This window comes from Pseudoduganella sp. UC29_106, assembly GCF_044055365.1.
Lineage (GTDB): Bacteria > Pseudomonadota > Gammaproteobacteria > Burkholderiales > Burkholderiaceae_D > Rugamonas.
The window spans coordinates 7084695-7095931 of sequence record NZ_CP171977.1; the positions used below are offsets into that span (position 1 = coordinate 7084695).

6 protein-coding genes and 3 pseudogenes are annotated in these 11237 nt (G+C 63.1%); 6 read left to right on the forward strand and 3 right to left on the reverse strand.

Annotation, left to right across the window (positions count from 1 at the left end; all coding sequences use genetic code 11):
* The first annotated feature begins 52 nt into the window (after positions 1 to 52).
* Together ACHMW6_RS35195 and ACHMW6_RS35200 are read left to right on the forward strand one after the other, a co-directional pair.
* Positions 53 to 1037: pseudogene (locus tag ACHMW6_RS35195) on the forward strand (MBL fold metallo-hydrolase).
* 487 nt (positions 1038 to 1524) lie between these two features.
* Entirely contained in the window at positions 1525 to 1740 is a 216-nt protein-coding gene (locus ACHMW6_RS35200; protein ID WP_395404250.1) for a hypothetical protein, read from the forward strand.
* A gap of 244 nt (positions 1741 to 1984) precedes the next feature.
* Here the strand turns inward: ACHMW6_RS35200 and ACHMW6_RS35205 are convergent, their stop codons facing one another.
* The 3 genes and pseudogenes from ACHMW6_RS35205 to ACHMW6_RS35215 all read right to left on the reverse strand — a co-directional run.
* Positions 1985 to 2554 (reverse strand): UbiX family flavin prenyltransferase, encoded by a 570-nt coding sequence (locus tag ACHMW6_RS35205; protein ID WP_395404251.1) that lies wholly within the window; start codon positions 2552 to 2554, stop codon positions 1985 to 1987.
* Positions 2554 to 2871: a Grx4 family monothiol glutaredoxin gene (gene grxD, locus ACHMW6_RS35210; protein ID WP_395404253.1), complete on the reverse strand. Its 318-nt coding sequence runs from the start codon at positions 2869 to 2871 to the stop codon at positions 2554 to 2556. The genes ACHMW6_RS35205 and grxD overlap by 1 nt, the downstream gene beginning before the upstream one ends.
* A gap of 158 nt (positions 2872 to 3029) precedes the next feature.
* Positions 3030 to 5366 (reverse strand): annotated as a pseudogene (locus tag ACHMW6_RS35215) (Tex family protein); the annotation flags it as partial.
* A 151-nt stretch (positions 5367 to 5517) separates the two neighbouring features.
* On the opposite strand from ACHMW6_RS35215, the pseudogene ACHMW6_RS35220 reads away from it, so the two are divergent.
* From ACHMW6_RS35220 to ACHMW6_RS35235, 4 genes and pseudogenes are all read left to right on the forward strand, one after another.
* A pseudogene (locus ACHMW6_RS35220) lies at positions 5518 to 8625 on the forward strand (DEAD/DEAH box helicase).
* 1 nt (position 8626) lies between these two features.
* Positions 8627 to 9658: an ATP-binding protein gene (locus tag ACHMW6_RS35225; protein WP_395404255.1), complete on the forward strand. Its 1032-nt coding sequence runs from the start codon at positions 8627 to 8629 to the stop codon at positions 9656 to 9658.
* 88 nt (positions 9659 to 9746) lie between these two features.
* Entirely contained in the window at positions 9747 to 10427 is a 681-nt protein-coding gene (locus ACHMW6_RS35230) for a response regulator transcription factor (protein WP_395404257.1), read from the forward strand.
* Between the two features lie 104 nt (positions 10428 to 10531).
* Positions 10532 to 11230, forward strand: coding sequence for a transposase (locus ACHMW6_RS35235; RefSeq protein WP_395404259.1), 699 nt, complete (start codon positions 10532 to 10534; stop codon positions 11228 to 11230).
* Positions 11231 to 11237: the final 7 nt, after the last annotated feature.

Sequence of the window (11237 nt, forward strand, 5' to 3'; positions counted from 1 at the left end):
TACGCTATGAACCCTTCTCGAATCCCAGCTTCACTATCCGTTTGGCGACACCTTGCCCGCCGCTGGCGCCATGCAGGAGGTGGCGCCCGGCGTCGCCTGGCTGCGCATGCCGCTGCCCTTTGCCCTCGACCATATCAACCTGTGGCTGCTGCGCGATGGCGACAGCTGGACCGTGGTGGATTGCGGCGTCGCCACGGACGCCACGCGTGCCGCCTGGGAGGCGCTGTTTGCCCAGGGCGTGAGCCTGCGTCGCGTGATAGCAACGCATTGCCATCCTGATCATGTGGGCCTGTCCGGCTGGCTGTGCGGGCGCTGGCAGGCCCCGCTGTGGATGACGACGGGCGAGTATGCGTTTGCGCGCATGATGGCGGCCAGCCTGCCGGGCGTCGACGGCACGGCGGCGCTGCCGCACTTCCAGCGCCATGGCCTGGCCGCTCCCGACATGGTGGAGCAGATGGCCTCGCGCAAGAGCTACTATTCCTCGCTGGTGCCGGAAGTGCCCGCCGCCTATGCGCGGCTGCAGGAGGGACAATCAGTTGACGTGGGTAACCATCAGTGGACCGTTATCACGGGCTTCGGCCACTCGCCGGAGCATGCGTCGCTTTGGTGCGAGGAGCTGAACCTGCTGATATCCGGCGATATGGTCTTACCACGCATCTCGACCAATATGTCGGTGTTCGCGGTGGAGCCGGAAGCCAACCCCTTGCAGCTTTACCTGGATTCCCTGCAGCGCTACGCCGGCCTGCCGGACGATGTGCTGGTGCTGCCGTCGCACGGCAAGCCGTCCGCGGCCTGCACACCCGCGTACGCCAGTTGCAGGAGCACCACAGTGCGCGCCTGGCGGAAGTGGAAGCAGCTTGCGCCCAGCCCGCACGGCGGCGGAAATCGTGCCGGTGATGTTCCGGCGCCAGCTGGATGCCCACCAGCTCAGCTTTGCGCTGGGCGAGGCGCTGGCTCATCTGCACAAGCTGTGGCGTGACGGTATCGTGCGCCGCGAAACAGGCGCGGACGGCATCATACGTTTTAGTAAGGCATAGTTAGGAACTTGCGGTTCCTGCAATACCACAAAAGCTTTGGCGGCCGTCCGGACCCCGGCTTTTGTTGAAAATAAGGATACAGCCCATTACAAAATAACAGCTAGATGGCTTGCCAGTTCGCTAAGCACATTGTGCTGCGGTAAACGGCTTTCGCAGAATTTGATTCGGACACAGGGGAGCCTGGAAGGATTCGTCCCGAGCGCCAATTGTTAATTATTCTCATTAGAGTTGTCACAATTGGTCGGGTGATTGCAGAGACTGACATTCATGTTCCAACATGAAATAGTGCAACTATGAATTCTTCTAATGAACGCGAAAGTTTTAGCCAGCGACTTCAGCAGGCTTTGAAAAACGCCCACTATTCCCCAGACAGCCCCACCCGGCTGGCGCGGGAGTTCAACATCCGTTTCGACGGGCGGCCGATTACGGTCCACGCCGCCCGAAAATGGCTGGTAGGGAGGCGATTCCCACTCAGGAGAAACTGCGTATGATCGCACAGTGGCTCGGCGTTCCTGCCGAGTGGCTGCGCTTCGGCGGCCCCGAGGTAAACGGGCACAATGGTGATACCAATGGCGCGAACGGGAACCGGTTCGAGTCGGCCGACGTCAAGCTGATCGCAGATTTGCAACGCCTGGATGAGCATCACCGCCAGATCGCCCGCGAATTTATCCGCATGCTGGTCAGGGTCAACTACCAAAAGTAACGCGTTCGAGCAGTTTCGGCCACGCCGGCTGCCCGGATTATGCCGTTGAAACGTTGTCGGGACCTGTGCTGGTCCCGATGAGTGGTCTGTGCTGTTTTTCAAGCCCGCGCTATCGCGCTGCGCATCTTTTGAAGGCGTCCGAACCTGTTTTCGGTGCACGCCGACGGCCTTCCGCACCCGCGGAAAGCGATAATACCACTTTGTTGTAATTCCAGTAATATGCATCCCGCAAGGGCGCATTGCGTCAGGCTTTCAGGCCGTTCCAGCGCGGCGCCAGGTCGTGGCGGATGCCGAACAGGTCGATGACGCGGGCCACCGTGTGGTCCACCATTTCATCGATCGACTGCGGCTTGTGATAAAAGCCCGGCAGGGGCGGGAAGACGATGCCGCCCATTTCGGTCACGGCCGTCATATTGCGCAGGTGCGCGAGGTTGAACGGCGTTTCACGCACCATCAGCACCAGGCGGCGGCGTTCTTTCAGTGTGACGTCGGCCGCACGCGCGATCAGGTTGTCCGACAGGCCATGGGCCACGGACGCCAGCGTTTTCATCGAGCAGGGAGCGATCACCATGCCGTCGGTCTGGAACGAGCCGCTGGCGATGCTGGCGCCCACATTGTCCTGCTTGTGGACCACGTGGGCCAGCGCTTCGACTTCCTTGCGCTGCAGCCCGGTTTCCTGGTGCAGCGTGAGTACGGCAGCGTCGGAGACGATCAGGTGGGTTTCCACGCCATCCAGCCGGCGCAGATGCTGCAGCAGCCGTACGCCATACACGGCGCCCGTGGCGCCCGTGATGGCGACGACCAGGCGGGTCATTACTTGCCGCCGTCCAGCAGGGCTTTCAGTTCGCCGGATTCATACATTTCGGACATGATGTCCGAACCGCCGATGAACTCGCCCTTCACGTAGAGCTGGGGGATGGTCGGCCAGTTCGAGTATTCCTTGATGCCCTGGCGCACTTCCGGATCGTCCAGCACGTTCACGGTGGCGATGTTTTCGACGCCGCAAGCCTTCAGGATCTGGATCGCACGGCCGGAGAAGCCGCACTGCGGGAACTGGGCGGTGCCCTTCATGAACAGCACCACCGGGGTGTTCGTCACGGTGTCTTTGATCCAGGTTTGTACGTCGCTCATATACTGCCTCTAGGGAAAAAATGTTCAGATCGTGGCATTTTACAGGGATTCCTGTTGCGGGGTCGCCGGCGCCCTTAAAACCCACGGCCTGAAACAGGTGGCTGCCACGATGTGGCAGCCACCAGGTTCACGCCTTGGGTTTTGATCAGCCGCGCAGCTTCGGCGAAGGCCGCCGCCATCGAGCCTTGAACGGCCGGCTCGCGCGACTGCTGCTTCTGCTGCTGTCCCATGGCGCGGCGGTCGTTGCGGTCGCCACGCTGTTCGGGGCGCGAACCGGCGGCCGGTGCGCTGTCGGTCAGGCGCATGGTCAGGGCGATGCGCTTGCGCTTCACATCCACTTCCAGCACCTTGACCTTGACCACCTGCCCCGCCTTCACCACGGAATGCGGGTCCTTGACGAAGGTGTTCGACAAGGCCGAAATATGCACCAGTCCATCCTGGTGTACGCCGATGTCCACGAAGGCGCCGAAGGCGGCCACGTTGGTCACCACGCCTTCCAGGATCATGTCCGGACGCAGGTCGGAAATTTCCTCCACGCCTTCCTTGAAGGTGGCCGTGGTGAACTCGGGGCGCGGGTCGCGGCCGGGCTTTTCCAGTTCCTTGATGATGTCGGTCACGGTCGGCACGCCGAACTGCTCGTCCGCATACTTGGCCGGGGACAGCGACTTCAGCAAGCGCGCATCGCCGATCACGCCCTTGATCTCCTTCTTGATGTCGGCCAGGATCTTCTCGACCACCGGATAGGATTCCGGGTGCACGGCCGACGCATCCAGCGGATTCTCGCTGCCATTGATGCGCAGGAAGCCGGCGGCCTGCTCGAAAGTCTTGTCGCCCAGGCGCGGCACATTCTTCAGCGCGGCGCGCGAGGCGAAGGCGCCCTTCAGGTCGCGGTAGGACACGATGCTCTGCGCCACCGAAGCGGACAGGCCGGACACGCGCGCCAGCAGCGGCGCCGACGCGGTGTTCACGTCCACACCCACGGCGTTCACGCAATCCTCGACCACGGCATCCAGCGTGCGCGCCAGCTGGCTCTGCGACACGTCATGCTGGTACTGGCCGACGCCGATCGATTTCGGATCGATCTTCACCAGCTCGGCCAGCGGGTCCTGCAGGCGGCGCGCGATGGACACGGCGCCGCGCAGCGACACGTCCAGCTCCGGCAGTTCTTTCGAAGCGTATTCGGAGGCCGAGTACACCGAAGCGCCCGCTTCGGAAACGACGATCTTGGTCAGCTTCAGTTCCGCATTCTGCTTGATCAGGTCGGCGGCCAGCTTGTCCGTCTCGCGGGAAGCCGTGCCGTTGCCGATCGAAACCAGCGACACATTGTGCTTTGCCGCCAGCTGGGACAGCGTATGCAGCGCACCGTGCCAGTCGTTGCGCGGCTGGTGTGGATAAATGGTCGCGGTGTCCACCACCTTGCCGGTCGCATCGACCACGGCGACTTTCACGCCGGTGCGCAGGCCCGGGTCCAGGCCCATGGTCGCGCGCTGGCCGGCCGGGGCTGCCAGCAGCAGGGCTTTCAGGTTGGTGGCGAAGACATTGATTGCCTCCAGTTCCGACTTTTCGCGCAGCGCGCCCATCAGCTCGGTTTCCAGGTGCATGAAGGACTTCACGCGCCAGGTCCAGCGCACGGTGTCGCCCAGCCACTTGTCGGCGGGACGGCCGGCCTGCCTGATGCCGAAGCGGGCGGCAATGCGGCTCTCGCAAGGATTGTGCGGCGCATCCCACTTCGGCTTTTCCTCTTCGGTATCGAGGCGCAGCACCACGTCCAGCATGCCTTCACGGCGGCCGCGCAGCAGGGCCAGCGCGCGGTGCGACGGAATGGCCGACAGCGGTTCCGAATAATCGAAGTAGTCGGCGAACTTTTCGCCCTCCTCCTGTTTTCCTTCAACAACTTTCGATTCCACAACGCCATGATCCTGTACATATTCGCGCAGCGATTGCAGCAGCGTCGCGTCTTCCGAGAAGCGCTCCATCAGGATCTGGCGCGCGCCGTCCAGGGCGGCCTTGGCGTCGGCGACGCCCGGATTCTTGCCGTCAGCCGTTTCGAAGGCTTCGCGCAGGTATTTGGCGGCTTCCTCTTCCGGATTGATGGATGGATCGGCCAGCAGGCCTTCGGCCAGCGGCGCCAGGCCCGCCTCGATGGCGATCTGGGCCTTGGTACGGCGCTTGGGCTTGTACGGCAGATACAAATCTTCCAGGCGGGTCTTGTCTTCCGCGTGCATGACGGCATCTAGGAGCTCATCCGTCATCTTGCCCTGTTCGGTGATCGAGGCCACGATGGCCGCACGGCGCTCTTCCAGCTCGCGCAGATAGCGCAGGCGCTCTTCCAGGGTACGCAGCTGGATGTCATCCAGGCCGCCGGTTGCTTCCTTACGGTAACGCGCAATAAATGGGACAGTAGCGCCTTCGTCCAGCAGGGCGATGGCAGCGGCTACCTGAACCGGCTTGGCAGCCAGCTCAAGGGCGAGTCTTTGTTCGATGGGAGGCAGCATGAGTGATTCCAGACGGTTAACCATGGAATCATACGCCATCCACGGGGAGGCTGGTCAATGCCCACACAGCGTTAGAAGTTTCACAAACACAGGACGGCTGTTGGCGGATAATATTGCATGTTGCCGTTTTTGAACCGTTTAAATGCGCCCAATGGATTTGACCCGCGACGAAGCACGTGATGTACCTGCCGCACCCACCCCTGTCCCGCCCCCTCCGCCGGGTCAGTTGCCTTATGCTGTCGCCACCTGGCTACAGCGGGTGATGCCGCCGCGCACCCGAAACCCAAGCTGGCGCCCGTTGAGGCGGACCCGAAGCAGACGAACTACCGCCTCATCTACGTGCTGGCGCCCACCAGCGGCGGCCGCCACGTAGCGCTGTGCCTGTACAAGGCACGCCTGAAGCCGAACGGCGATGTCGCCGCGGCCACCCCGGTCAGCGAAGTGTTTTCCCTGCTCTCCACCCCGCCCGGCTTCCTGGTGCCCGGTGATGACGACCTGATCCGGTTCTTCGTTGCCATGCGCAGCGGACCGAATTCCAGACCGGTAGCGCTACAGAACCGCGCGGCAAGATCGGCGCCGCCCTGCTGCAAATGTTGTCAGAACAAGACAAACTGCTTTGGGCAAATTCCTGGTCGGACGTGGGCAACGGCCTGGTTTACCCCATGAAAGCGGGCCATACCCGCACCGCCAGCCTGGCCTGGCGCGAAGAAGGCAAGGGCTTGCGCCTGGGCTGGACCGTCGATGAGCCGGAGAGCGCGTCGCCCCATGCTGCCGACCAGATCGACTACATGCTGCCCACCGATCCGCCCTGGTACATCGACAACCTGTCCTGCGGCGTGCTGCACCTGAACCAGGGCGGCGCCACGATTCCGCTGGCCGATTTGCAGGCGCTTGTTGCGCAGGCGCCACTGTTGATGCCAAACGACAAGATGCGCGTGTCGCAATTGCTGCTGGCCCACGGCTTGCAGCAACTGATGCCGCTGCCGCAGCCGCTGCCCCAGCGCCTGCGCACGGACGTCGAGCCGCGCCCCATCCTTGTGCTGGACTCGGCCCAGTTGGCCGAAGGCAGCCTGCAGCGCTGGAACGACTATGCCGTGCTGTCCTATGACTATGACGGCGAGCGCGTCTCCTTCGACCCCTCGCAGCGCGTGGTGCGCCAGCGCGGCGATGTCACCGAGATCATCCAGCGCGACGAGGCCGCGGAAGCGGCTGCGCTGGAAACCCTGTCCAGCTCGGCTTCAAGAAGCCGACCGCGCTGCCGCTGTCCAGCGTGCGCGGCGGCCTGCTGCTGGCCAGCCAGGCGGACTGGATCCGCTTTGCCGATTCCGGCATCGATGAGCTGCTGGCGGCCGGCTGGCAAGTCGAGAAGTCGGCCAAATACCGCTACGACGTGACCGCCGTGGACGACTGGTACGCCGAAGTGGAGGAAGAGAAGGAAGGCGGCAACGCCTGGTTCGAGCTGGAACTGGGCATTACTGTCGGCGGCGAGCGCGTGCCGCTGCTGCCCGTGCTGCTGCAAATGATCCGCGCCTTCCCCCAACGATTTCAGCCAGAAGGCGCTGGCGGCCCATGGCGACGAAGACCGCATGCTGGCCACCCTGTCGGACGGCACCCGCGTGGCGCTGCCGTGGAACCGCGTGCGGCCGATCCTGTCGACCATTGGCGAACTGTACTTCAGCGAGAAGATCCGCCATTCGGTGCGCATGTCCTCGCTGGATGCGGCGCGCCTGGATGAGCTGGCGCGCAACGTCGATTTCGTCTGGACCGGCGGCGAAGAGCTGCGCGAGATGGGGCGCCGCCTGAACCAGTTCTCGTCCGTGAAGCGAGTGGCCACGCCAGCCGGACTGCAGGCCACGCTGCGCGATTACCAGACCGACGGCTTGAGCTGGATGCAGTTCCTGCGCGAATACGGCTTCGCCGGCATCCTGGCCGACGACATGGGCCTGGGCAAGACCGTGCAGACGCTGGCGCACATCCTGGTAGAGAAGGAAATCCGGCCGCCTGAACCATCCAGCCCTCGTCATTGCGCCGACCAGCCTGATGAACAACTGGCAGGATGAGGCGGCCCGCTTCGCGCCAAGCCTGAAGGTGCTGCTGCTGCAGGGCAAGGACCGTGCCGAGCTGTTCGACCAGATTCCGCAGGCCGACCTGGTGCTCACCACCTATGCGCTGCTGCCGCGCGACGAGGAAAAGCTGCGCGAGCACGATTTCCACCTGGTCATCCTGGACGAGTCGCACTACATCAAGAACACCCGCTCCAAGGCGGCCCAGAGCGCCGGCCTGCTGAAGGCCAAGCACCGGCTGTGCCTGTCCGGCACGCCGCTGGAAAACCACCTGGGCGAGCTGTGGTCGCAGTTCCACTTCCTGTTGCCCGGCCTGCTCGGCGACGAGAAGAATTTCAACTCGCAGTTCCGCCATCCGATCGAGCGCCAGGACGATCCGCTGCGTCGTACCCTGCTGAACCGCCGCATCAAGCCTTTCCTGCTGCGCCGGACCAAGGACAGCGTGGCCAAGGAGCTGCCGCCGAAGACGGAAATGGTGCGCAAGGTGGAACTCAGTGGCGCGCAGCGCGACCTGTACGAAACCGTGCGCCTGGCCATGGACCAGAAAAGTGCGCGAGGAAATCGACCGCAAGGGCGTGGCCCGCAGCCAGATTGTCATCCTGGAAGCGCTGCTCAAGCTGCGCCAGGTCTGCTGCGATCCGCGCCTGGTGAAGTCGACCAAGAAGGCGATGTCGGCCGGTTCGGCCAAGCTGATCGACCTGATGCAGATGGTGGAAGATCTGCTGGAAGAAAAGCGCAAGATCCTGGTGTTCTCCCAGTTCACATCGATGCTGGAACTGATCGAGGAGGAGCTGGAAGCGCGCGATATCCCGTACGCCATCCTTACCGGCGAAACGCGCGACCGCGGCGCCCAAGTGGCGGCTTTCCAGCAGGGCGCGGTGCCGATCTTCCTGATCTCGCTGAAGGCCGGCGGCGTGGGCCTGAACCTGACCGCCGCCGACACGGTGATCCACTACGATCCATGGTGGAACCCGGCTGCGGAGAACCAAGCCACCGACCGCGCCTGGCGCATCGGACAGGACAAGCCCGTGTTCGTCTACAAGCTGATCGCCAAGGGTACGCTGGAAGAGAAAATCCAGCTCCTGCAGCAGAAGAAATCGGACCTGGCGCAATCGGTGCTGGCGGAAGGCGAATCGCAGAAGATGGCGCTGACCCAGGAAGACTTGCAGCAGATCTTTGCCCCGCTGCAGGACTGATATGCTGAGCGCCGACGACTACCGCCAGATACTCGAGCACAGCAGCGACGTGCACTGGATGCTGGATTGTGACAGCGGCAAGCTGCTGTACGTGAGCCAGGCCGCCGAGCGCGTCTTCGGCTACGACCGGGAGCGCGCCCAGCAAGTCGCTGCCAGCCTGCTGGCCGAGCTGCCGGCACGCCTCGAAGCATTCACTTCCGGCGACAGCACGCAACGCCGCCGCGTGCGCGACGCCCAGTTCGAAGGGCTGGATGGCATCCTGATCCCCGTCGAAATCGAATCGACCCTGGTGCCGGACCCGGCCAGCGGCGCATTGCGCCTGGTCGGCACGGTGCGCGACGTGCGCGAGCGGGTGGAACGCGAGAAGCAGCAAAAGAAATTCGCGTCCATGGTATCGCATGAGTTCCGCACGCCCTTGTCGACGATCGATGGCGCCGTCCAGCGCCTGGAAATGACCTCGGGCAATGCCGACGAGGCCACCAAAAAGCGCTACCGCAAGATCCAGTCGGCGGTCGACCGTTTGCTGGAATTGCTGGATGAATACCTGTCGCCCGAGCGCCTGGCCAGCATCGGCCGCAAGCGCCAGGCGGATGAGATTTCGCCGGAAGCGCTGTTGGAAACCGCAGCGGAAGCGGCCCGTTCGCGCCGGGCGGATATCACCGTGCAAGTCCTGAACCTGCCCCAATGGTTGCGTTGCGACCCCCAGGGAATGCGGCTTTGCCTCGATATCCTCCTCGATAACGCGATTAAGTACACAAATGACAACATTGCTATAGAATTAAAGGCTAGCAAGGTAGTTGAAGGCGGCGTAGAGTTTCATGTAACCGATCATGGCGCGCCCATCCCTGAGGATGAGATACCCCGGCTGTTCGAAAAGGGGTTCCGCGGCAGCGCCGCCGCCGGACAACCGGGCTCGGGTCTCGGTTTGTATATGGCAAAAGCGGTGGTCGAGGTTCATGGCGGCACCCTGACGGTGGAAAATTTGCCGGAAAGCGGCAAGAAATTTCGGATTTGGCTGCCGATCGCTGCATAAGTCTTGCGCTGCAGTTAATCACCCGTGATAATTCTTCAACGCAAGCCCCCAGACCCCGGCTCGCTGCTAACTGAATAATGGCGCATCAATGACGCAAATACTGATCGTGGAAGACAACCTGGAATACGCCGAAGAAATGGCGGAATTCCTGACCGAGCTCGGTCATGGTGTCCAGTCCACCAATAACGCCCAGGAAATGTGGTCTGCCCTGGCCCAAGGTACGATCGGCGTCGTCATCCTCGACCTCGGCTTGCCCGACGAGGATGGCTTTGACGTGATTCCACGCATGCGTCAACTGTATCCGCAGATCGGCCTGCTGGTGCTGACCGGCCGTGTCGCTTTCGACAGCCGCATCCTCGGCCTGCGCCTGGGCGCCGACCATTACCTGACCAAGCCCATCAAGTTCCCCGAGCTGGCCGCCCACATCGAGGCGCTGAACCGCCGCGTGGGTCCGCAGGAAGCCATTCCGGTGCCGAGCAAGTGGACGCTGAAGGTCGCGGCCCGCCAGCTGGAGCTGCAGGGCCAGGCCATCACGCTGACCGAGAAAGAGTGCAATTTCCTGCACCTGCTGACCATCAATACCCGTCCGGTGCCGCGCCAGGTCATCGTGGCGGGCATCGGCGGCGATGATCCGGATGCCGGCCGCCGCGTGGACATGCTGGTCTACCGCCTGCGCAAGAAGGCGCGCAGCGGCCTGGGCCAGGACCTCCCCTTGCGCAGTGCGTACGGCGAGGGCTACAGCCTGTCCGCCAGCTTCAATCTTTCCTAATTAGGGACAGAGCAAAGCGCCGAAAGGCGCTTTTTTATTTAATTGGGGACGGAGTGCGCCTGCCGCGCTAGAATGAGCGTTTTTGCTCATTTCCGCCTCCCGATATGGCCCGCCTGCCCCGTCTCATCGTTCCCAACCAGCCCCATTACGTCATCCAGCGCGGCCTGAACGGCCTCGCCATCTTTTGCGACGCCGACGATTACGAAGCCTTCCTCGGCTGGCTGCGCAATGCCGCGCGCCAGTACAAGGTTGCCGTGCACGCCTACACCCTGCTGCCGGGAGAGCTGCATTTGCTGGTCACGCCGTCCGACCCGGAGGGCCTGGGCGGCATGATGCAGTGGATTGGCCGCTACTACGTGCCCTACTACAACCAGAAATACGCCCGTGCCGGTACCTTGTGGCAAGGAAGGTACAAGACTTCTGTCGTGGACGCGGAGTATTACCTGATGTCCTGCAGCCAGTACATCGAATCCGCCGCCGTGCGCCTTGGTTTGGCCGGCAGCCCGGCCGACTATCCCTGGTCCAGCTATCCCCACCACGCCGGCATCAAGCCGGACGGGGCGGTGACCGACCATCCCTTGTACTGGGCACTGGGCAATACGCCGTTCCAGCGCGAGGCGGCGTATATCGAACTTTCCGGGCGGGGGCTGGGCAGCACGGCAGTGCGCGCCATCGAGGCAGCGGTGCTCAAGGGATGGCCGCTGGGCTCGGACAAGTATAAGACGGAGCTGCAGAACCGCATGAAGCGGCAGGTGCTGCCGGCAAAAAGGGGCCGGCCATTCAAGCAAAAACCCGAGGCATAAAGCAGGT

What these genes read in the sequence shown, in the direction of transcription:
- ACHMW6_RS35200 (WP_395404250.1), top strand. Translation starts at nt 1,525, where the DNA reads ATGATCGCACAGTGGCTCGGCGTTCCTGCCGAGTGGCTGCGCTTCGGC.
- ACHMW6_RS35205 (WP_395404251.1), bottom strand. Translation starts at nt 2,554, where the DNA reads ATGACCCGCCTGGTCGTCGCCATCACGGGCGCCACGGGCGCCGTGTAT.
- grxD (WP_395404253.1), bottom strand. Translation starts at nt 2,871, where the DNA reads ATGAGCGACGTACAAACCTGGATCAAAGACACCGTGACGAACACCCCG.
- ACHMW6_RS35225 (WP_395404255.1), top strand. Translation starts at nt 8,627, where the DNA reads ATGCTGAGCGCCGACGACTACCGCCAGATACTCGAGCACAGCAGCGAC.
- ACHMW6_RS35230 (WP_395404257.1), top strand. Translation starts at nt 9,747, where the DNA reads ATGACGCAAATACTGATCGTGGAAGACAACCTGGAATACGCCGAAGAA.
- ACHMW6_RS35235 (WP_395404259.1), top strand. Translation starts at nt 10,532, where the DNA reads ATGGCCCGCCTGCCCCGTCTCATCGTTCCCAACCAGCCCCATTACGTC.